Source organism: Gardnerella sp. KA00390, assembly GCF_049244075.1.
GTDB lineage: Bacteria > Actinomycetota > Actinomycetes > Actinomycetales > Bifidobacteriaceae > Bifidobacterium > Bifidobacterium vaginale.
Map to the genome: position 1 here is coordinate 1,554,888 of NZ_CP058372.1, position 22,360 is coordinate 1,577,247.

The 22,360-nt window shown below is 39.5% G+C and carries 22 protein-coding genes; 11 read left to right on the plus strand and 11 right to left on the minus strand.

The genetic code is table 11. From position 1 onward, the window contains the following. Positions 1-164 precede the first annotated feature (164 nt). Positions 165-1,625: an NADP-dependent phosphogluconate dehydrogenase gene (gene gndA / locus HXT53_RS06135; protein WP_064623611.1), complete on the minus strand. Its 1,461-nt coding sequence runs from the start codon at positions 1,623-1,625 to the stop codon at positions 165-167. Positions 1,626-2,055: 430 nt separating this feature from the next. Between gndA and HXT53_RS06140 the strand changes: the two genes are divergently transcribed. The 4 genes from HXT53_RS06140 (at position 2,056) to nrdF (ending at position 6,328) form a co-directional block, all read left to right on the plus strand. Continuing rightward, entirely contained in the window at positions 2,056-2,316 is a 261-nt protein-coding gene (locus HXT53_RS06140; protein WP_004124343.1) for a glutaredoxin family protein, read from the plus strand. 54 nt (positions 2,317-2,370) lie between these two features. Next, on the plus strand, positions 2,371-2,871 hold the full coding sequence (gene nrdI / locus HXT53_RS06145) for a class Ib ribonucleoside-diphosphate reductase assembly flavoprotein NrdI (RefSeq protein ID WP_421780200.1): 501 nt from the start codon (positions 2,371-2,373) through the stop codon (positions 2,869-2,871). A 72-nt stretch (positions 2,872-2,943) separates the two neighbouring features. After that, complete coding sequence (nrdE, locus tag HXT53_RS06150) at positions 2,944-5,166, plus strand: class 1b ribonucleoside-diphosphate reductase subunit alpha (RefSeq protein ID WP_421780202.1); 2,223 nt, start codon at positions 2,944-2,946, stop codon at positions 5,164-5,166. Positions 5,167-5,248: 82 nt separating this feature from the next. Next, positions 5,249-6,328 (plus strand): class 1b ribonucleoside-diphosphate reductase subunit beta, encoded by a 1,080-nt coding sequence (gene nrdF, locus HXT53_RS06155; protein WP_004122777.1) that lies wholly within the window; start codon positions 5,249-5,251, stop codon positions 6,326-6,328. Positions 6,329-6,505: 177 nt separating this feature from the next. Here the strand turns inward: nrdF and HXT53_RS06160 are convergent, their stop codons facing one another. Continuing rightward, complete coding sequence (locus HXT53_RS06160) at positions 6,506-6,793, minus strand: addiction module antidote protein (RefSeq protein WP_004114268.1); 288 nt, start codon at positions 6,791-6,793, stop codon at positions 6,506-6,508. Between the two features lie 221 nt (positions 6,794-7,014). On the opposite strand from HXT53_RS06160, the gene HXT53_RS06165 reads away from it, so the two are divergent. From HXT53_RS06165 to HXT53_RS06180, 4 genes are all read left to right on the plus strand, one after another. Beyond that, a complete protein-coding gene (locus tag HXT53_RS06165; RefSeq protein ID WP_004114266.1) occupies positions 7,015-7,284 on the plus strand; it encodes a type II toxin-antitoxin system RelB/DinJ family antitoxin in 270 nt (89 codons plus the stop codon). A 286-nt stretch (positions 7,285-7,570) separates the two neighbouring features. After that, positions 7,571-9,022: an ATP-binding protein gene (locus HXT53_RS06170; protein WP_004114264.1), complete on the plus strand. Its 1,452-nt coding sequence runs from the start codon at positions 7,571-7,573 to the stop codon at positions 9,020-9,022. Positions 9,023-9,307: 285 nt separating this feature from the next. Next, the gene (locus tag HXT53_RS06175; RefSeq protein WP_004114263.1) at positions 9,308-9,601 is read left to right on the plus strand and encodes a DUF2089 family protein; all 294 of its coding nucleotides are present in this window, start codon (positions 9,308-9,310) and stop codon (positions 9,599-9,601) included. Continuing rightward, the gene (locus HXT53_RS06180) at positions 9,598-9,771 is read left to right on the plus strand and encodes a hypothetical protein (RefSeq protein WP_004110365.1); all 174 of its coding nucleotides are present in this window, start codon (positions 9,598-9,600) and stop codon (positions 9,769-9,771) included. Before HXT53_RS06175 ends, HXT53_RS06180 begins: the two co-directional genes overlap by 4 nt. A 219-nt stretch (positions 9,772-9,990) precedes the next feature. Here the strand turns inward: HXT53_RS06180 and HXT53_RS06185 are convergent, their stop codons facing one another. The 5 genes from HXT53_RS06185 to HXT53_RS06205 all read right to left on the minus strand — a co-directional run bounded on the left by HXT53_RS06185 (position 9,991) and on the right by HXT53_RS06205 (position 14,584). Further along, on the minus strand, positions 9,991-11,163 hold the full coding sequence (locus tag HXT53_RS06185; protein WP_421780205.1) for an exodeoxyribonuclease V: 1,173 nt from the start codon (positions 11,161-11,163) through the stop codon (positions 9,991-9,993). A 34-nt stretch (positions 11,164-11,197) separates the two neighbouring features. Beyond that, the gene (locus HXT53_RS06190) at positions 11,198-11,851 is read right to left on the minus strand and encodes a response regulator transcription factor (RefSeq protein ID WP_004114259.1); all 654 of its coding nucleotides are present in this window, start codon (positions 11,849-11,851) and stop codon (positions 11,198-11,200) included. Between the two features lie 34 nt (positions 11,852-11,885). Continuing rightward, positions 11,886-12,347, minus strand: a complete 462-nt coding sequence (locus tag HXT53_RS06195; protein ID WP_004114257.1) for a hypothetical protein — start codon at positions 12,345-12,347, stop codon at positions 11,886-11,888. A 279-nt stretch (positions 12,348-12,626) separates the two neighbouring features. After that, positions 12,627-13,850 carry a histidine kinase gene (locus HXT53_RS06200; protein WP_421780208.1) on the minus strand — a complete coding sequence of 408 codons (1,224 nt, stop codon included), beginning with the start codon at positions 13,848-13,850 and terminating at the stop codon, positions 12,627-12,629. Beyond that, positions 13,844-14,584 carry a response regulator transcription factor gene (locus tag HXT53_RS06205; protein ID WP_421780210.1) on the minus strand — a complete coding sequence of 247 codons (741 nt, stop codon included), beginning with the start codon at positions 14,582-14,584 and terminating at the stop codon, positions 13,844-13,846. The genes HXT53_RS06200 and HXT53_RS06205 overlap by 7 nt, the downstream gene beginning before the upstream one ends. Positions 14,585-14,776: 192 nt before the next feature. On the opposite strand from HXT53_RS06205, the gene HXT53_RS06210 reads away from it, so the two are divergent. Then, positions 14,777-15,280 (plus strand): hypothetical protein, encoded by a 504-nt coding sequence (locus tag HXT53_RS06210; protein ID WP_013399778.1) that lies wholly within the window; start codon positions 14,777-14,779, stop codon positions 15,278-15,280. Between the two features lie 26 nt (positions 15,281-15,306). Here the strand turns inward: HXT53_RS06210 and HXT53_RS06215 are convergent, their stop codons facing one another. Further along, on the minus strand, positions 15,307-15,654 hold the full coding sequence (locus HXT53_RS06215; RefSeq protein ID WP_004116167.1) for a hypothetical protein: 348 nt from the start codon (positions 15,652-15,654) through the stop codon (positions 15,307-15,309). 235 nt (positions 15,655-15,889) lie between these two features. On the opposite strand from HXT53_RS06215, the gene HXT53_RS06220 reads away from it, so the two are divergent. Beyond that, entirely contained in the window at positions 15,890-16,126 is a 237-nt protein-coding gene (locus HXT53_RS06220; protein ID WP_180946772.1) for a hypothetical protein, read from the plus strand. Positions 16,127-16,254: 128 nt separating this feature from the next. Here the strand turns inward: HXT53_RS06220 and HXT53_RS06225 are convergent, their stop codons facing one another. Beyond that, the gene (locus HXT53_RS06225) at positions 16,255-17,025 is read right to left on the minus strand and encodes a DUF3800 domain-containing protein (protein WP_016812092.1); all 771 of its coding nucleotides are present in this window, start codon (positions 17,023-17,025) and stop codon (positions 16,255-16,257) included. A gap of 646 nt (positions 17,026-17,671) precedes the next feature. Here HXT53_RS06225 and HXT53_RS06230 point away from each other — a divergent pair. Continuing rightward, a complete protein-coding gene (locus tag HXT53_RS06230; protein ID WP_004114242.1) occupies positions 17,672-20,623 on the plus strand; it encodes an InlB B-repeat-containing protein in 2,952 nt (983 codons plus the stop codon). A gap of 154 nt (positions 20,624-20,777) precedes the next feature. Here HXT53_RS06230 and HXT53_RS06235 read toward each other — a convergent pair whose 3' ends face one another. Then, positions 20,778-21,401: an FMN-binding protein gene (locus HXT53_RS06235; protein WP_004114241.1), complete on the minus strand. Its 624-nt coding sequence runs from the start codon at positions 21,399-21,401 to the stop codon at positions 20,778-20,780. A gap of 55 nt (positions 21,402-21,456) precedes the next feature. Further along, positions 21,457-22,302, minus strand: a complete 846-nt coding sequence (locus tag HXT53_RS06240) for an ABC transporter ATP-binding protein (protein ID WP_004114240.1) — start codon at positions 22,300-22,302, stop codon at positions 21,457-21,459. Positions 22,303-22,360: the final 58 nt, after the last annotated feature.

Sequence of the window (22,360 nt, forward strand, 5' to 3'; positions counted from 1 at the left end):
GCATTTGGGAAAATCTTCATAAAACCATTGAAATATCAAGGAAATCAATCAATTTAAGAATATTAGTAAAATTCAGCAATAAAATATGCTAAAAAAGATCAGAATAGAGTACATGCCTCTGCATAATAATGCAAAGGCATGTTAGTTATAAATATTATTTTGATTTAATCCTGCTTTACTTCTGGGCGATTAGGCTCTGCCCACAAAGTGTGGAATACTCCTGGCTCGTCAATACGACCGTAAGTGTGAGCGCCGAAGAAATCGCGCTGAGCCTGAATAAGCGAAGCTGGCAAACGCTTGGAACGCAAGCCATCGTAGTATGCGAGCAAGCTAGAGAATGCTGGCACAGGAACCCCGTGCTCAACTGCGCGCGCAATAACACGGCGCCAAGCAGCTTGAGACTTTTCAATAGCATCCTTAAAGTAAGGAGCAAAAATCAAGGAAACACTTGCCTGCCCAGATTCAAAAGCCTCGGAAACGCGGTTTAAGAATTGTGCACGAATAATGCATCCGCCTCGCCAAATGCGAGCAACAGCAGCCTGGTCAATCTTCCAATCATGCTCAATTGCAGCAGCTGCAATCTCGTCGAATCCCTGAGCGTAAGAAACAATCTTAGAAGCGTACAAAGCTTGGCGAATATCCTCAATAAACGCCTTGCGCTCAGAATCGCTAAAATCAAAATGCATATCTGGACCAGTCAAACCTTGGCTTTCGGCAGCTTCACGCAAAGCAACTTGGCTTGAGAGTCCGCGAGCAAACACAGCTTCAGCAATACCCGTTACAGGTATTCCGAGAGAAAGCGCAGACTGCACAGTCCAAGTACCCGTGCCCTTCATACCAGCGTGATCCACCATCATCTCAACCAAAGGCTTACCAGTCTTAGCATCCTTCTGTCGAAGCACATCTGCCGTAATCTCAATCAAATAAGAATCAAGCTCGCCCTTGTTCCACTCGCTAAACACGTCCGCAATTTCGTCAGACTTCATGCCCAAGCCGCGAAGCATTAAATCGTAGCTTTCGGCAATAAGTTGCATATCCGAGTACTCAATGCCATTGTGAACCATCTTCACAAAGTGACCAGCACCATCGGTGCCAATATGTGTTACACAAGGCTCACCTTCTGCAACAGCTGCAATCGACTTTAAAATAGGGCCAAGAGTCTTCCAAGACTCCTCCGTGCCACCTGGCATCATCGAAGGACCGCGAAGCGCGCCTTCTTCGCCACCAGAAACACCGCAACCAACGTAGTGAAGACCGCGCGCGCGAATGTTACGCTCTCTGCGAATTGTGTCTTCAAAGTAGGAGTTTCCGCCGTCAACAATAATATCTCCTGGCTCCATAGCGTTTGCAAGCTCTTCAATAACAGCGTCTGTAGGAGCACCAGCTTTTACCATAATGATTGCAGTGCGTGGGCGCTTAAGCGAAGCAACAAATTCTTCAACAGTTTTAGCAGGAACGAAAGCACCTTCACTGCCGTGCTCATTCATCAAGGTTTCTGTGCGCGAATAATGACGATTATAAACAGCAACTGTATTCCCGTGATGCGCAAGATTTCGCGCTAAATTCGATCCCATTGCAGCCAAGCCAACAACGCCAATATTTGCTCTAGCTTGATTTTCCGCCATTTTGCACCTCTATCTTTTAATATTTATAACCGTAATATTTATAACCGTTTTATTATTTTATGATTGCTTTATTTTTAACACTTAACCAATCAAAACACACTTTTTTAAGTTTATCTACCTATATGCACAAGCGTCATTCATACGATCACAAAGCCTACGACATAGCCCACGCGTTAATGGCAATTTTGTGATAAAGATTACATTTTTACTTTTATTAGTCGCTATTAAAAAAACATAAATACCGCTTAAATCTTACAGACACGCGTGATAGCCAAAATTTGGACACACTAAATATAGGGATTAGACATACAACACGCCACTATAAATAGTGTTAAGTGGTAGTAAACTGTTAAATCGTGCCAAAAAGCACAAACTTAAATAATCATAAAGAAAAAAGACTTAGAATACACTCAACGAAGGGAGAAGGACCGTGACTATTACAGTTTTCACCAAGCCACATTGCCCGCAGTGCGATGCCACAAAACGTCAATTCACTAAGCTAGGCGTGAATTTTGAAACAGTAGATTTAACTCAAAGCCCTTCTACTTTAGACCAGTTGCGCGCTGCAGGATATCGCCAAGCGCCAGTGGTGATTACTCCAAACTCGTCGTGGAGTGGGTATCGCCCAGATTTGATTGCGCAAATCGCAAGTCAACTAGAAGACGAAAATCAAAGCAATAAAAACAATTAAAGCAATCAACAATCAAAATACATAAGATAATCAAAGCAATCAAGAAGCATAAAAATGTGTGATCAAGAAAATATGTCACAACCAAGCGAGCCAGAAGCGCGCGCACAAGGCGAATCAATCGGAGCTGTAGTCTATTTTTCTTCCGTATCAGAAAACACACTACGATTCGTAAAAAATTGCGATTTTCCAAGCAACAATGTGAACGTTTATCGCATACCGCTTCGACCAAAAGAGCCAGAATTGCACGTGCGCGAACCATACGTTTTGATTGTTCCAACTTACGGCGGCGGAAATATTAAGAAAGCAATACCAATGCAAGTGCGCAAATTCCTAAACAATCGCGAAAATCGTTCGTTTATTCGCGGCGTAATATCTTCTGGAAATACGAATTTTGGTGACGCATATTGCGCTGCAGGCGGTCAAATCGCAGGAAAATGCGCAATACCAAATATGTATTCGTTTGAACTTACAGGAACTCAAGAAGATATTGAAAAAGTAGCGCAGGGAATACCAAAATTTTTAAGGCAATTAAAAGAAACAGAAGAAACGAAATAAACAAATAAACAAAATCAACAAAAAACAGCGTTTGAAAAGCAAAACTAACGCACGAGGAAAGGAATAAACACCATGAATAGCACGGATCCGATGAGCGAATCTACTTCGCTTAATCTTGATCACACTGACGACACCAACACTGCTAGCAGCACAGCAGAGCGCATTCGCAACAGCCGCGACTACCACGTTCTTAACGCTATGCTCGGTCTTTTCGACCCAGAAAAAGGTATTCAGTTTGATAAAGATCAGGAAGCAGAAAAGCTTTACGTCTCGGGTTACGTGCAAGAACACAGCATGAAGTTTGCTTCAACTCATGAGCGCTTGAACTATTTGATTAGCAACTACTACTACAACGGAAACGTGTTCAGCAAGTATAGCAGCGAGTTTCTAGATAAGTTCTACGAGCACGCGGAATCTGCTCACCACACTTTTGGCACATTCTTGGGTGCTTTTAAGTTCTACACTTCTTACGCTTTGAAGACTTTCGACGGCAAGCAATATTTGGAAAACTTCGCTCAGCGCGCAGCTGCCGTAGCTTTGGAGCTTGCAGACGGAGACGAAAAAGCAGCGCTCAACTATTTGGACGAGATGCTTGCAGGCCGATTCCAGCCTGCCACTCCAACGTTCTTGAATCTTGGTAAAGCTCAGCGCGGAGAAGCTGTGAGCTGCTTCCTCGTGCGTTTGGAAGACAACATGGAGTCTATTGCACGCGGAATCAACTCTGCTTTGCAACTTTCTAAGCGCGGCGGCGGCGTGGCTCTTCTGCTTACGAATTTGCGCGAGCTTGGCGCTCCTATTAAGCGAATCGAGAATCAGTCAAGTGGCGTTGTGCCTGTTATGAAGCTTTTGGAAGATTCATTCTCTTACGCTAATCAGCTTGGCGCTCGTCAGGGAGCTGGTGCCGTGTATATTAGCGCACATCACCCAGATATTATGCGATTTTTGGACACTAAGCGCGAGAATGCGGACGAGAAGATTCGTATTAAGTCGCTTTCTTTGGGTGTTGTGATTCCAGATATTACTTTTGAGCTTGCTAAGCGTAAGGAAAAGATGGCTTTGTTTAGCCCTTACGACGTTGAGCGCGAATATGGCAAGCCTTTTGCAGACATTTCTGTTACTGAGCATTACGATGAGATGGTTGCAAATCCTCGCATTCACAAGAAGTACATCGACGCTCGTGAATTCTTTATGACGCTTGCGGAGATTCAGTTTGAGTCTGGCTACCCTTACATTTTGTTTGAAGATACTGTAAATCGCACAAATCCTATTGAAGGCCGCATTACTATGAGCAACTTGTGCTCCGAGATTTTGCAAACTCAAGAGGCAAGCACTTATAACGCCGACTTGTCTTATAGTCACGTTGGTCGCGATATTTCTTGCAATCTTGGCTCGCTTAATATTGCTAAGGCGATGGACGGTGACTTGGGTACAAGCGTTGATTTGGCTGTGCGCGCACTCACTTCTGTCTCCGAGCACACTTCGATTGATTCCGTGCCTTCGATTCGTCGCGGAAACGCGGAAGGCCACGCTATTGGCTTGGGTCAGATGAATTTGCACGGTTTCCTTGCTCGTGAGCACATGCAATACGGAAGCGATGAAGCTCTTGACTTTACAGACATGTACTTTATGACGGTTGCTTACCACGCTTATAAGGCTTCTCACTCTTTGGCTGTAGAGCGCGGGACTGCTTTTGCAAGCTTTAAGACGAGCGCTTACGCTAAGCCTGCAGGCAAAGGAAACTACTTCGATAAGTACACTGATGGCAGCCGCTCGCTTGAGCCTAGAACTCAAAAGGTTTGCGATTTGTTTGCTCGTTTTAACGTTGCGATTCCAACTGTTTCAGACTGGGAGCAGTTGCGCGATGAGATTTTGCGCGACGGCATTTACAACGAGTATTTGCAAGCTGTTCCTCCAACTGGCTCAATCTCGTACATCAATCATTCCACGAGTTCAATCCACCCGATTGCTTCCCGTATTGAGATTCGTAAAGAGGGAAAAGTTGGACGCGTCTACTACCCTGCCGCATACATGACAAACGACAATATGCAGTACTTTAAAGATGCTTACGAGATTGGCTGGAAGGCGATTATTGACACCTACGCTGAAGCAACTCAGCATGTGGATCAGGGATTGTCGCTTACTTTGTTCTTCCCAGACACTACGACTACTCGCGATTTGAACAAAGCTCAGATTTATGCGTGGCGTAAGGGAATTAAGACTCTTTACTACATTCGTATTCGCCAGAAGGCTTTGGAAGGTACGGAAATCGAGGGTTGCGTAAGCTGCACGCTGTAAATCTTATGGCTGCAAATCTTTCGAACGCCAAATCAAAAACTTAAAAATTTTATAAAACGTAAACACAAGATCAGGAGTAATTATGACAGAACTCAGCCCAACCGAGCTTAGAAGTAGCCTCGATAAGCCTTTCGGCACAAATCGCGTAATCGCAGATGACGCTATGATGGCAGCTTCCATCACTCCAGCTCAGTATCGCTATAATCACGGATCGCGCGTGCGCCCAGTTAATTGGAACAATATTGTTGACGACAAGGATTTGGACGTTTGGAATCGTCTTATTGCTAACTTCTGGCTTCCAGAAAAGGTTCCGCTGAGCAACGATATTCCTTCTTGGCGTTCCCTCACCGATCTTGAGCGCAAGACCACTACTCGCGTTTTTACCGGCTTGACTTTACTTGATACCAGCCAAGCAACTATTGGTGAGCTTTGCCAGATTGAGCACGCTCGCACGGAGCACGAGCAGGCTATTTACACGAATATTGCTTTTATGCAGTCAATTCATGCTCGCTCCTACTCCTCTATTTTCTCCACTCTTTGCTCTAGCGAAGAGATTGACGAAGCTTATCGTTGGGCTGTTGGCAACGACGTTTTGCAGCAGCGCGTTACCACCGTGCTTTGTGAGTACGAGAGCGAAGATCCGCTTAAGCGCAAGATTGCTGCAACTATGCTTTCTTCGCTGCTTCTTTACGCGGGCTTCTATCTTCCGCTTTACTTTGCTTCTCGCGGTAAGATGATGAACACTGCCGACATGATTCGCTTGATTTTGCGTGATAAGGCAATTCACGGCTACTATTCTGGCTACAAGTTCCAGCGCGGTTTGGAGCTTAGAAGCGAGAACGACAAGAAGAATCTTGAAAAGTTCACTATGAACTTGCTTGATACTTTGTATGATTTGGAAGTTGAGTATTCTGGTCAGATTTACGAAGGATTTGACTTCCACGATGACGTTTTTGACTTCGTTCGTTACAACGCTAACAAGGCTTTGATGAACCTTGGCTACCCTGCTAAGTACAGCGAAGAAGAAACTCACGTAAGCCCAGAGATTCTTGCGGCTCTATCTCCTGCAGCCGACGAAAATCACGACTTCTTCTCTGGCTCTGGTTCCAGCTACATTATGGGCAAGTCTGTTGAAACCGACGACGACGATTGGGATTTCTAGTCGCTAGTCGCTTTACTAATTAATTAGGTTGCTTATGCACTTTCATAAGCAACCTTTTTTATTTAATTATTTAAGAATATTTCCGTTTTGGAACTATTTTTAAATATCCGCGTACTTACTGAGTTATCGTGGCAGATTTTATAAGATTTGCATTTTCTGCCATGATAACTGTGTGCGTCACACATTTGCTGGTTCTATTGCAATACGTCCACCTAATGCTTGAACAACCTTCGCAATAGTTTGGAAGCTGGGATTGCCGTCTCGTCTTAAGCTTTTGTAAAGGCTTTCCCTTCCAACCTCGGCTTTTTGAGCAATTTCTTTCATTCCTCTAGCTTTTGCAATATCGCCTATAGCGGCTTGCAACAAGCGAGGATCGTTAAGTTCTGCTGCAGCATTGAGATACGCAATAACATCATCATCGTTCTCAAGATACTCACTCGCATCCCATTTACTTATATTTACCATTTTCTCATCCAATTGCGATACTCATCTGTTTTAAGTATCTCCATAAAAATATTTTATCCTGCAGGATACAATTTTGCAATTTTTGCCATGATAACTTGTTATTTTGTAATAATTGTGTACACAATGGCGCTACTTTGGCATTACGTTGGGTGCTACATGTCTGCTACAATAAAGCAAAGCACGAATAACAAATTTATGATTCTAAGCTTAAAGGAAACGACATGACTTCTACAAAAACGGTTAAAACAGGCAGATTAAGTGTAAGAGTTAATCCAGAAATACGAGATAGTGCATCGCAAGTTCTTGAACATTATGGTCTTGATATGAGTTCAGCAGTCAACCTATTTTTGTATCAGATTGTAAATACGCAACGTTTCCCATTTTCACTTGAAAGTTCTCCATATGAGCACTCTATTGATGAAGCTATGAAAGAAAAACCAATAGCTGCAGGTACTGTTGACGATTTTGCTGAGCTGATGCGCAATGCCTAAACCGCCATTTTATAGTCCAATCTATCTGCGAGATGTTCTACTGTTGTATCAAGTTAAAGAAGATTGCATTATATTCCTACGCTTAGGATCTCATGACGACTTATTCTAGTTAGCAAAAACTGTCACGATAACGCATGATTGCGTTGAGCATATTGAAAAATAATATAATTTAGATTATTATAATTATGATTATAATAATCGCGATTATATTAACTAGAGTGCAGATTCAGCAGCAATAAGATGCGCTGAAAAGTATTGCAATTATTGGCGTAACGGCAGGTGGAATATGGTTTTTGTTGGCAGACAAGACGAGTTACAAGTACTTGAAAAATTATATGAGAACAGCAAACACTCGTTCCAGATGGCAATAGTTTATGGTCGAAGACGAATAGGAAAAACTTCGCTTATTTCACAATTCTGTAAAAATAAGCACGCAATACTTTTTACTGCTCGCGAGCAAACTAATATCGAGAATTTGCGTGATTTCTCGCGCACTGTGTACGACTTCTTCAATCTACCGTCAACTACAGGATCGTTTAATAATTGGAACGACGCTCTCGATTTTGTTGCGCAACAATCTAACGCCGTAGACCAGAATGCTCCTAAATCTCCACTTATTCTAGTTTTCGACGAATTTCCGTACGCAGCTCAAGCAGATAAATCCTTAGCGTCAACATTCCAAGTCGCAATAGATCATAAATTTAAAAACGCGAACATGACTCTTATTTTGTGCGGCAGTAACGAAGGATTCATGGAAAGTGAAGTGCTTGGCAAAAAGAGTCCGCTTTATGGAAGACGTACCGCACAGATTCGCTTGCAACCATTTAATCTTTTTGAAGCATCTGAGCTTATGCCAAATAATGCTACTTGGGAAGATAAAATCAACTATTTTGCATCCCTTGGAGGAACACCATACTATATAGAGCAGTTAGATAATAAGTCTTCGTTTGCGGAAAATCTTGAGCAATTATGCTTTAACATTTCGGGAATTTTGTACGCTGAACCAGACATGCTCATGCGCCAGGAATTGCGCGATCCTTCAACATACAATAGTGTGCTAAATGCTCTTGCTACGGGATGCAATACTCCGACTTTAATATCGGATCGCATTGGATTGCCAGCTACATCAGTGAACGTGTATTTGAAAACATTAGAAGGCCTTGGATTAATTGAAAGAAATATTCCATTTGGCATGAATCCACTTCATTGCAAAAAAGGATTATGGCAGATTTGTGACCCATTCTTTGCGTATTGGTATAGGTTTGTAGCGCCTAATAAAGGATTGATCGAACGCGGACTTTCACACGCTGCCGCAAGTAGTGTTCTTGGCGGTGAGCATGAAGCGTTTAGTACTTTTGTAGGTCAACAGTTTGAGAAAATGTGCGAACAGTGGATTGTGCACCAATGCAAAGTTGACGGAATGGACTTTTTGCCAACTAAGTTAGGTAAATGGTGGGGTGCGGATCCTATTGCTCGTGAGCAAACCGATATTGATATTGTTGCAGAAGACGATATTAACAAGCAGCTTCTTATTGCAGAATGTAAGTGGCGTAATAATCTTAACGAAGCTGAAGCAGTGAGCAAGTTGTTGCAGCGCGCAACTTTAGTTGAGAATGCAAAAAATAGCGATTATAAGAAAATATTTATGTTGTTTACAAAACATCCAACTTCTTACAATCCTCGTCATGCTAAAACAATCATCAACTTCGTTGACGCACAAACAATGTTTTTTAACTGATTGCGCGACAATAGTTACGTACTATATCGCGCAGCCGAAATCACGCGTTATCGCGTCAGTTTTTATAAGATTTGCAATTTTTGTCACGATAACTTCATCTTCTCATATGTTACGTAAATATATATCTTTATTATTTTTGCGACAAAACGACAATTTTGGCGACATAAAAATGTCGCTTTGTGCCATATTTCCCATGTTTATTCTTGACAAACTCATACAGCAACTTTAATATTTTTAATAAAAGTTTAATTTAATTAAAGTTTATAGGCTGAAGAAAGGGGTGATATGGATCATATTCCAAGATGGATGGCTAATCTCACAGACGAAGACATGTCGTTTATAAAGAACTTTGTATTATCGTCTGGATCGTTAAAAGAAATGTCGCAAATGTATCAAGTCTCTTACCCAACGATGAGAATCAGGCTTAACAGGCTCATTGAAAAACTGCGTATAAGCGACAATGAACCAGAAGACCCGTTCGTTCTTTTAGTAAAGAGTCTTGCTATTGACGATAAATACGATGTTGACACAGCTCGAACACTCATAAACGAATATAGAAAAAGAAAGGATGAATCATGAGCTATGCATTATTTGGTCCGATAATTGACATTCTTATCGCACTTGCTATATGTGCTTTAGTGTTCTTTATTGCAAGAAGTCTTATTCGATATGCGCATTCTCTTAAAAAGGACGATAAGTCATCTAAGCAGTCTGCAGAAGATAAAAGAATTGCGTTACAGGACTTATAAAACACAAAAACCGAGTTATCGTGGCAGTTTTTGCTAGATTTGCAATTTTTGCCACGATAACTCGATATAAAATAGCAACGAAACAGCATTCTGCATCACATATTAACCGCTTACTTGCATCTGCTGCACAAAGGCGCGTCCAAATACTCGATTGAAAAGCGTCCAAATACTCGATTAAATCGCAAGAAAGCACAATAATTAATTATTCTTGCATAATGGCTATTTCTCTACATGAAGCGGAAGGTGTACATTAATAATCCACGAATCGTCATCTTCAATAACTTTAAAAGTTCCGCCAACGCGTTCCGCAAGCATCTTATGAAGACGCAGTCCATATCCTAATTGCAAGTTAGCAAGAATACCGCGTTGCGCACTATTTATACACGTAATATGACATTCATGGTCATTAAGCATTACATTCATAGCATATTCTTTAGGTTTTGCAGCATGCTTTTTTACGTTTGCAAGTAGTTCTCGACAAATATATTCAATTTGAGCACATTCTTCAAAAGGCAAACGCATTGATCGAGAATCTTCAGCAGTTAAATCACTACTCAAGTCAATGGAACCAATATAGCCAAGCTTTTCAAATGACTTTTGTTCACAGTCAAATAAAACACGTAAGCCTGTGCAAAAATCTTTATAACATGTAGTAGATTGCATAACATCACCAGTGCTTGCAGTTGTAGCATTGTCAAGAAAAGAAATGATATTGCGTGCTTTATGAATAGTTGTAGTAGCACATTGAAGAATCTCTCGTGAATTTTCATGCTCTTGGTCATGAGTCGTTTGAGGTTCAATAGATTGTTGTGCCATCATCATAATACTGGAAAGCTCATTAGTTACTTCATCGTGCATGCGAATTGCCGCAATAGTGGCATATTTTTGAAAAACGTTGTAACGTTGCGCAAATAACTGTTCCTGTTGCTGGTGAATAGTAGAAATATAGTATTTTACGATTGCGCTAGAAATAAGAGTGATAAGAAGCCACCACCCCAACACATAAGCGTTTTGAAAATCGCAGATAATAAAGAACCATGAAGAAACTCCGCAAGAAGCAAGCACGGTGTACCAAGGTTGAGTAATTACAGCAATTGCCAAACAAATCAATATGGTAAGCATCATAGATGAATAGTTGATATTGGGTGCAACAATTACCAACGGCATCCAAATGAGCACAATAAAAGATGCTTTACGTGGCCATATTGCAATGCATAAGCAGATTACAATCCATACTATTTCAACTGTAATTGCATGCCAATTAGAGTAGTAATGAAGATTATTATAGGAACAAATTTCAAGAATCAAAGTACAACTTATGATTGCACCAATTCCAATTTTCTGCCAAGCATCATGCGGCAAAAAATTGATCATACGCGTTAATAATTTCATAACTACCTACTTTTACACGTTAATTTCTTACACGTTATATATCATGCGAATACTTTGCGAGCGCAGCAAGCGCCTGCATGCGACTTTTAACTTGAAGTTTTCCATAAATACGCCGTAAATGCGTGTTGACTGTTGAAACTTTCACATTAAGCTGATCTGCAATCTCTTTCGTAGAAGATCCCTGTTTGCACAAGCGCATAATTTCCGATTCTTGAGGAGACAAAACTGAAGTCTTCGGAAGTTGAGAAATCATATTAAATGATTCTTGCGGAGTGTGAAAATAGTCAATATATTGTGGCAATTCTGGGCAACCGTAGCTTGTTGCGCGCGATTGGATGGCTGCAACTACGTCTGCTAAATTGTCTTTATGTACTAGCGCTTGACCACCCGACTTAGCAACTTGCAATACGTATTCATCTAGCATGTAGGAAGTAATGCCAATTAAAACAATATTGCTATTGCGCTCGCGAATTGCCTTAATTACATCAACACCACTCATTTCTCTCATTGACATATCTACTAAAAGTACGTCAGGAGTATTCTCTGCAACGCAACGATGAATAGCTTGTTTTGCAGAAGAACACATCCATGCACAAACAAAGTTTTCAGGCAAACGACTTTTAAGAAGAAGTTGCATATATCGCAATACAAGCGTGTCATTATCAACAATTGCGTAAGTAGTGTTCATACAATATATGATATCTTGTTTTGGAATCCGCTTATCAAGAGATGTGCGATTGTATTGTTTTTCTCAAATTATCAAGATTGTACACATTAAAGTGCCATACGCTAGCACTTTCCGTTGGCACACTCCATTCTTCGGTTTTGCCATTCGCAGTAAAACGAATTATTTGAGTTGTTGGTTTACTTATAACTTCAAAATTAGTGAGTTGATTCCACGCAATACGACGAAGATACTTATCGTCTAATTTAGCTAGATTACCCGAGCCTAAAATGACATTCGGATTAACAATAATAAACTCATTATTAGTGGCAGCAATAATACGCGCAACAACGCCTTGCGCTACATAGAATAATTTAGGTAACAAAAATAGTTTGATTAAATCTTTCCACCAAGGGTCGTATTTCATTGTAAATACATACGTCTTATCAACTGAAAGATTGTGATCTTTAAAATACTTGACGATATCTTCTTCTCGTATACCGCGCAAAGGATTAGTCATAATAAGCACCTCCTCGTGATTCTCGTTTTGTAAATTACCAACATACTAGCGTGCAGATTTTATCTACACAAATAAGCGTACCTATTTTTAACGATAGTGCTTTTAGAAAACTTTTAAAAAACTTTTACTATTAGCAGTTTGTATGTTCTCAACAATCAACATTTAAGAATATTTCCGTTTTGGAATTATTTTTAAATAGAGGCGTACTTATGGAGTTATCGTGGCAGATTCTGTTAGATTTGCGATTTTTGCCACGATAACGCAAGAGTCTGATTGATACTAGTTTAGCGGAATAACAACATTGACCAGCCAAGTGTCGTCATCTTTTTGCGCGCTTAAAGATCCACCTAAACGTTCCACAGATTTTTTGTGGAATAGTAGACCTTTGCCAAAAACAAGTCTTTCGCCAAACTTATTCAACGTCGAAATCGAATTCATACACATTATTCTGCATTCGCGCTTATCAACCGTAACGTTCATAGAAAAATCAACGCTAGTATTGCAATGCTTACGAATATTAGTAAGCAGCTCGCTGCACATGCGAATAGCACATTGAGCTTTTTCAGTACTAATAGTTGCAGATGCAGTAAAATCACCACTCCCCGAACTTTTATCATTCACTGTTAGAGAGCCATAGTACCCAAGCTGCTCGCAAATCTTACGTTCAGCCTGTAAGCGTGCGCGAATATTGCATAAGAAATCAGTCAAACTTATGCGATTATTGCTATTAGAACTATAAATAAACTGCGTGCTGGCAATATTTGAATCTAAAGAATCATCATACTTATGCTCAGCTTGTTCAAGTAGATTAATAACAAGTCGCGTTTTAGAAAGCGCATTACGAGAATGCTCAACAATCTGCTCTAGCGACTCTTTTGTATGATCACTTTTCTCGGTATACAAAGCATCAGTCGCAAGCAATGTAATATCCGTAATCTCATTGTTCACATCGTCGTGCAATTGCAATGCAACAGAAGCAATATAAGACTGGAACTCACTGCGCACAATATCCATTTTTGCGCGATTATTTTCTTCCAACATGTTCAAATACTTGCGCAAAGCGTAACCGCAAATCATGGAAATAAGAATAAAACAAGGAAAAGTAAGCGGAATGTACGCCATTTTTGCAAAGTACATAATATTCAGCGAAACTATGTACGCACAAAGCAAATACTTCCACGAATCGTAAAAGCCTGCAACAAACATGCTAGCGATCAATGAAAAAAGAAAGCAAGTTGCATTTACGCCTGGTACTGCTAACGTTACGCAATACAAAATCGGAGTTACGAGGGATATTTGACGTGAAAAAGCAATCAAAAGAAATATTGCGAACATCCAAACGTATTGGCACACAGATTGCTGCGGGTTATGCCACAAACCAGCTGTATTGCAAGATTGCACATCCATTGACACTACAAGAATCGCCAATATTATGAATAAAGTTCGTTGAATTTTCCAGCTTTTAACCAACTCAATAACGCGCGAAAATGTTTTCATTAACATGCATTATCCGTTTCTTGCAAAAGATTCTGATGATTTTGCAGCGAATCATTAAAATATTGCATATTGCTATTTTGCTCACGATTTTGCATTGCAGCAAATGCGGATATTGCTTGCACTCGGTTAGAAACATGTAATTTTTTGTAAATTCTATGAATATGCGTGTTAATAGTGTTTGGCATAAGACCAAGTTGAGACGCAATCTGATTCGTTGTGTACCCTTTAGCGAGCAAATCCATGATTTTTAGTTCTTGAGGCGGCAAAACGCTACGCGACCTTGATTTAGAAAGTCTAATAAAAGATTCTTGCGGAGTAGCAAAATCGTAAGCAACATCTTTAACACATCGGCAGCCATACGCATGCTGATTATCGCAATATTGCAAAGCTTCTGCTAGTCCTTTGAAATTGTCTTTAGCAACCATTGCTTGCCCACCAACTTGCGCAACCATCGAAGCGTAGGATCTACAATCATACGAAGTCATGCCAATTAAAACAATATTGTTGTTTTGTTCACGAATTGCGCGTATTACCTCTACTCCAGACATGTCTTTCATTGACATATCTATCAAAATATAATCCGGAGTAGTTTTTGTTACTTGGCAATATTTCAAAGCTTGCACGCCTGATTTTACGCACCATTTGCACACGTACTCGCTTGGCAAAAGCTTGCTGAGCACGTTTCGCATAACCGCTAAAACTAATGGGTCGTTATCTACTATTGCATACGTTTTTGGCATAATGGCTTTCTTGCAATCACACGCTACTTTTCTTATATTCTACTTTATAAACGCGCGCAAAGTAGGGCAAATCGTGTAGTAATAAATGATTACAAGTAATGCATGTAAGTCAAACTTGGTTATAATAAGTAACAATATGCGACTTTTGGTTGCGTTGAAATTCATCTTTAATAATGATTGCAGCAGGATTATATGACAAAACGACTAATAGTATTGCACTCCGCAGAAGTAGCTGCGATGGCGCTTGCCTCAACAGCTGCTTTTATGCGTAGCTTTGACTTTTTCGCTTTGTGGCTTGTTCTAGGACTTCTTTCTGTTGCATTGTATTCTTATGCATATTTTTTCTTGCGCAAAAGCGTTATTAAAGAAAAAAATGCGTATATAGAAAATAATATATCTAAGCTTAGCTGTGCGGGCACTAACAGCATAAGTAGTGATGTTGAGAATATAGAGAACAGCAAAGATTACATAATTACTCTTGAGCAAGAGCGCAAAAAAGTCGAATCACAAAATAAGCAAATACTCAACAATTACTCGAATAATTTAACAAATATTATTACATGCTTTATTTGTGGGCTTATTCACGTTCCTTGGATTTATTACTACGGAATTGCAAATGGCGTCTTAACATTGGTGATTTTGTGGCGATCAATAAAGCGCCCACAAGGGCACCCTATTGATCAAAGCGATCTTTAAGGATTTAAGGCTTTAAGGATTTAAGCTTATTGTTGATCTTCCATTGAAAGATTTAATCCTTTTGCGGCATTGCGAAAATATTCTATATGGTCGCCATAGCCGTCTGCAATAATAGCGTCTTCTTTTACAACAAAAGAGCCATTTTCTAGCACAATATATTTTGTAAAGACTTCTTCTAATTGCTTAGCTAATTCATCAATTTCATCTTGTGAAAGCTCTTCGCTACTATTTTCCGCAAAGTTATCTTCCTGCTTTTGAATTTGATTAATGCTATTTTCACTAACATTTCCTATTTTGTTTACGCTATCTTCTGGCTGCCAAGAGTTTATACCAAAATCACTCATGCTTACACTACCCATATCTGCGCTACTCATGTTTGTATCTCCTTGTATCTGTAACGTATTTGCGCAACATATTTGTGCGTTGCTTTAACTCTAATTACAAACATTTTCCGTGCAATCTTGAGTACTAAGTTCTGAGTACATAATATTGCTCGAAGACTTGCGGCATTTATACTAGAAATACAAAATACATACGAACGAGAAGCAATGTACATGAATTAGCTACAATGCTCACGAACAAAACAGCAAATTGGAAGGGAAACAACTCATGAGCAAGGACTCTATAAAACTTATTAAAAAAACGCTTATTTGGATTCTTAAGTGGGCAATATCTACAGCAGTCGAATTTCTTCTTTTGTACGTTGCAATTATTTCTTGGAATCATGATTTTGCACGGTTCATGCACGAATACAGTAATGCTATTATTCCATTTATGGCAACAACCGGAGCCATGACAGCAACGATGAGTCGAAACGAAGGCACTATTTTTGAAGTCAAAGATTAAGGTGGTTATGGCGCTAAAACACAATATTGCAAACAATAAACAATTTATGATATAATTTTACTACGCCGTGACTGCGCCATATTGTAGGTTTGAGGTTAATCTTCAACACGGCGTCTATTTTTATTATTTCAATTTTCAATAATACGGCTGCCACTAGGTACAGCCACTACTCCAAATCCTTCCGCTTTACCTTGACTATTTCTACGAACGTTATTTCTTATCATATTATAAAAAGTTGAATCTCTTTTAGAACATTTTCTATAAACTGCTCCTGCAACTAAATCTGCAAACTGCACACCTACACTGTGATGAGAAGCTGCTATAAATAATCCTTCAATTAGATTGTTATAATCAGCTCGATGTGAGTCATGATTATTGAGTAGATCAAAATGGAAATCATCAAGTTGCTTATTTTGTTTACTATTACGAGCATCAATAACTATCATTCCATAAACTTTTGTACCAGCATTTTTACTTAAATCTTGAAGATAATACTGAAAACGTTCACATATTTTTTCAAACGCAGTGTGATACATATTTTCAGCATTGCCATCTTTATATTTATCGTAATACTCCTTAGTGTTCACTACAGCAGCAATAATTTTAAAATCTTCATTTTCCGAAATCAGCTTAAACAGATTCTCACGCAATTCATTCAATTCATTAACACTCAAATTAGAAAGAGGCGTGGTCTTGTTGCTTAATGGATGATTAATGAAATAACGCCACTTAACTTCCCCCTCAATCCCATATTTCTTTTTTAATCCATGCAGATTACTTTGTAATGATTTCCATTGCGATTCTGGAATGACTAATCCGCCCAAAACAAAATAAGGATTTTGCTCTACAGCATCACGTTTAGGAGCAGTTCCACTCTCGTCCAAAAAAAGAATTTGCATGAGAATATTTTATATGAAATATTCAACATTCTACAGTTATAAACACAGCGCAGCTACTATTGCACTATTAATTAGATTATGCAAATATTTATAAACTATTGTATTTAATACAAATACGAGTATACTTTTGCCTTCTACAGGTATAGTGTAGAAACTGTATTAATACGATGCATTAACTAGCGCCCAACTTCAGCGGACAATATGGAGCTAACAATGAGAAGAAATAATAAATATAAAGGCATGCGCATACTTACTGCTTCAACTATCATTGCAGCAATGTCGCTACTTTCTGTATATCCAATAAGTGCATTAGCTATTACCCCCCCCCCCATCAACAGAAGTAACCGTAACTAACCCAGCTCCAAAAACACAACTTGTTGTAGATGGCACAAACGGATCAGACACAAACGATGGATCTGAAAGTAAGCCATTAAAAACTATTCAAAAAGCTCTTGAAAAAACTGCACAAAAACCTGCAAATATTACCATTAAAGGCAATTTTTCACTTAATACACCTGTAGAAATTCCACAAGACATTACACTTTCTATCGATAAATCCGGCGCCACAATAACAGGCTCAAATAATACCAACGATGGAATCACGCTGAAATCTGGTTCCACACTTCGCGGTGACGGCGAATTGAAAATGACTGCATTTAAGGTAGCTCTTACAGCGGAAAAAGGCTCTCTTATTACAGATGGCACATACACTTTCAAAGATAACGCAGTAGAAGACAGTCACGGAATTTACCTTGCGGGAACAGTAAAAGGCACAAGCAAAGATAAATTAAAAATTACTGCTGATGACAAATGTAATACAGGTTTTTATGCTGATGGTATTACTTTCGAAAATGCTACTATTAACGTTAAATCACAAATTCGCACATGGTTTGACGCATATGATTTAACTTTGAAAAATTCTTCACTTACTGTAGCAGGCTTCGGAATGTCATACTATGTAAACAAATTAAACATGGACAATTCGGAGTTTGTGATTAATAAAATTGGTTGGAGACACTCAACTGGTTTAACAATTCAAGGCGACTCAACTGTTACCAATAATTCACGAATTGTTGCTAATGCAGGATCTACTGCAGGCATTTCCGTTGGAATATCAAATGGAAAATTAGCCGTTACCAACTCTACTCTTGAATTTAATAATGGTGGCGCTGGCGGCTTAAATGTAAATAGCGGAAAAGTAATTCTCACCAATTCTACAATCAAAGGTGATGGAAAAAATAGTGGAGCGCTTTTTGGAGCTCAAAACAGTGGATCTATTGAACTTAAGGGAGACTGCTTAATAGATAGCCCAGCAAATAAAAATGCAGACGGTGGAGCTGGAACAGGAAATAACTATGTTGTGACTGGAGGCTCGCACATGGTTACATATGCTCCTGATTATCACAGCAACAAGGGAAGCACTGTTCCTGTAAACGGTGAAGAAAACGGTAATGAAAGGCTAAGTCTCTTTACTCTTGCTGATAGTTCTGTAAATGAGATAAAACCAATTAACAAAAATGGAAATGCCTACATATACTCAGTTAAAAAAGCTTCTAAAGATAACGAAAAACACGTATGGGTTCCAGCAGCAAAAGTGACATTCGAGCTCAATGATACAAAAGCTGAGGATTCTAAAAAAGCTAAAGGAGCTATATTCTCTGACTCTTCAACTAAAGCAAAAGAATCCCTTGCTATACGCGGTTACGCATTAAACTTTGCAAAAACAGTGGCAGGAGGAAGTACTGAAGTACCAGCAAATCCAATTGCTCCTGGATATAAGTTCCTCGGGTGGTTCTGCAAAAACGCTCAGCATAGCGAGCAAAAATTTACTGAAAAAATGATAATTAAAAGCGACACAACAGTGTACGCAAAGTGGGAAAAAGATTCCTCATCTTATGCTGTTCGCTACCATAATTGCGCTCAAGATGATGCAACATACATTGTTAGTGAAACTAGTCCAAAACGCACTAGCAAAGTTCTTTCATTCTACGAAGTTGTTAAAAATAATGCAAAATTTGCCCGAAAGGGAATGGTCTTCAAAGGTTGGACTACCGATAAAAACGGCAAAGGCAAGACTGTAAAAGCAGGTAGCAATATTTCTATATCGCAAAGTGAAAACTTAATTGACTTATATGCAAATTGGGAAGAAAAAGAATTTACAGTAAAATTCTCTGCAAATGGCGGAACTTTCTCCAATAACAGTATCTTTAAGACAAATACAAAAGTATTTGAGATTAAAAAAGATAAGCGCGGTGGAGATGTTGCTGTTGTTAAGAAAACAGCAAAATTTAGCGAAAACAGGACGCTAATCAATCTTATTAAAAGTTTGGATGATAATGTCAATATAGACACAACTGGCATTAGTGGCAAAGCAGATTCTGATTCAGACACAACTTATACAAATCTAGCCACGCGCAAATACTACACGCTTAAGAATAAAGATGAATCGTACAGTATATTCGGAATTACGATTGGAAGTTACTACTATTGGTTCAAAGACAAGAATGGAACTGAAAAAGCTAGTATTGATAACAATTTACGAGTGAACGACGATCTTACCTTCTACCTTAAGTGGGAGATTAATCCAAATGTTAAACAGATACAACAGGAGGATATTAATCTTCCTGCAGATTTATTAACTGGCGAGAACACAGCAACTACAGCGTATAAAGTTACTCCAGGACAAACTATTGATTTCACTGGCACAATCACAGCTTCAGTAGTAAAAGACCAAATGAAGACGATAGAAAAGAAATTTAACACAGTAAATGCGAAAGATTATGACAAAATTACTCTCGAAGATATGACATCTTCGTTCATGGCTACATTTACTATCCCAGACGGTTTAACGCTGCCTGAAAATATCACAAAAAATACACTTAAGCTCGATGGGTTCTCAGATACTTTTGCTATCCAGGATGTGCAAGTTAAAGACAAGACTGTAACAGTTACTATTAATTTGAAATCTGGCATTACAACGTATGCAGCATTGCAGACAGCAGTACAAACAAATCTTGGCGACGCAATGAAAATCACTATTCCGGGAATAAAGATAAATCAAGATTTCTCCGGAAAAGCTACAATCGTTGGAACAGTATCTGGCTCATTCCACGCAGCTGCAACATTTAATGGAACAACGAAATTATTTGACTTTACTTGGAACGGCTCACAAACAAACGATGGTAAGAACTCTGACGCAGCAGCAGGCGCTAATGATATTTCTCTCACCGTAGAATATGATCCACAAACTCCTCCGACACCTCCAACGCCACCTACACCGCCTACGCCTGTTCCTGAACCTACGCCTGTTCCTGAACCTACGCCTGTTCCTGAACCTACGCCTGTTCCTGAACCAACACCAAAACAAACACCAGAAAAAACACCATGGCCAAAATATAAGCCGACTCCAGAAAAAACACCAAACATTACGCCACTACCAAAAGAAAATCCAAATAATAAAATCGTAGAAAAACGCAAAAATGATAATAACCAACTTCCAAAAACAGGAAGCGCAATATCACTAACCGCTTTTTCTACAATTTTAACGTTTGGACTTGCTGAAATCATAGCAAAAATTAAAGCACATAAAAATAAATAAACAATAATTTCATAAGAAAAAAAAACAAACAAAATAGGGGTTAGTATTGTAAACAACTGCACTACTAACCCCTATTAATTACACGCAAATATTCAACAATATAATCACGATTATTATAGTCACGATTATATTAATAAAGTAAGGTAGTTCAAGATTATTTTGCGGATTGAATTGAAGCCTCTTGGCGAGCAACGTCAAGCGCTTTGTTGAAGGCATCACTAGTCCAACTTGCTCCAGCAACAACCGAAATATGCAAATCTTTTAACGGTTTTCCAACGATTTTTCCTGGAATAGCCTCACTGAAAGCGCTCATGTGTTTTTTGGAGATTGGCGTAAACGGATGAGACGTTATTTGCACACTGCTAATATTTCCATTTGCAACGCTTAAATTCACGTCAATGCTATCTTCTGCAACTGGCCCATACTTAGCTTTGATTTTGTAATCGCCATCTTTGTAATTGCCAGTGTCTGTTTTAGGCGAATTTTGCTGATTTTGCTGATTTTGCGAATCCTCACTTTGCGCGGAAGCGTGCGATTGTTGAGCACCAGAATCGTAAGATTTCGAAGCATTGCCACTATCGTTTTCGCTTTGACCAGAGTTTCCTGCAAACTCATCATTCATTGGAACGGCACTCGGCTCGCCGCAAGATGCAAGAAACGCACTTGAGCTAGCCAAAACCGCAATCGCAGCAACCGTTTTTGCAATTTTTTTAGACTTCAAATCATCACGCAAATTAGTGCAGCGTGAAACATTGTGAAACATATTGTCTAAAATCATAAATCATCGCCTTTAAATCTTAAATTAAAACTATGCGCAACTAATCATTTAAAAACTAATCATCTAAATTCGCTAATTTAGGTGACTTAGTAGGCTCATGATTTTGCAAAGCTTCCGCAACGCTTTCATCAACATGTGCACTCGTAAACGCAGGCTTGCCACCAATCGCCTCGTACGCTTTGCGCGCAACCTCATTATTCCAACGTTCGCCAACAAGCACACCGTGGTTGAGCATAATTTCACGATCCGCGCATTGAGCAACCAAAGAATCGTGCGTTACAACAATAATCGTAGTTCCCTGGGAATGAAGCTGCTTAAACAAGTCGAGTACAATCTGCTCATTCTTTTCGTCCAAATTACCAGTCGGCTCATCCGCAAGAAGCAACTTCGGGCAGTTAATAAGAGCACGCGCAACGCAAACGCGCTGCTGCTCACCGCCAGAAAGCTGGCTCGGCAAATGATGCGCACGGTCCTTTAATCCCACGCGTTCCAAGGCTTCCATTGCTTGCGATTCATCTACAACTGAATGATAATATTGCGCAACCATCACGTTTTCTACAGCTGTTAAATGTGGCACAAGATAAAACTTTTGAAACACAAGACCGATTACGTTTTTGCGAACGTCTGCAAGCTGACCCGCGTTCAAATCCTCGAGTTTGCGGCCTTGCAAAGCAACGGAGCCTTTAGACGGCGAATCCATGCACCCAATAATGTTCATTAGCGTAGTTTTGCCAGAGCCGCTCGAGCCAACAATCGAAAGCCACTCGCCTTGCGGCACAGTAAGCGACAAATCGTCAACAGCGCGAAGAGAGCCGTAAATCTTGGAAACATGGTCCAAAGTCAACAGCATTTCTGGCTCAGCTTTTGTGCTCTCCAGCTTAGTTTCTTTATTCTCTGTCATATTAAATCCTTAACTAAAATCCTTAACTAAACACTCTAAAATCACTCTAAAAATCACT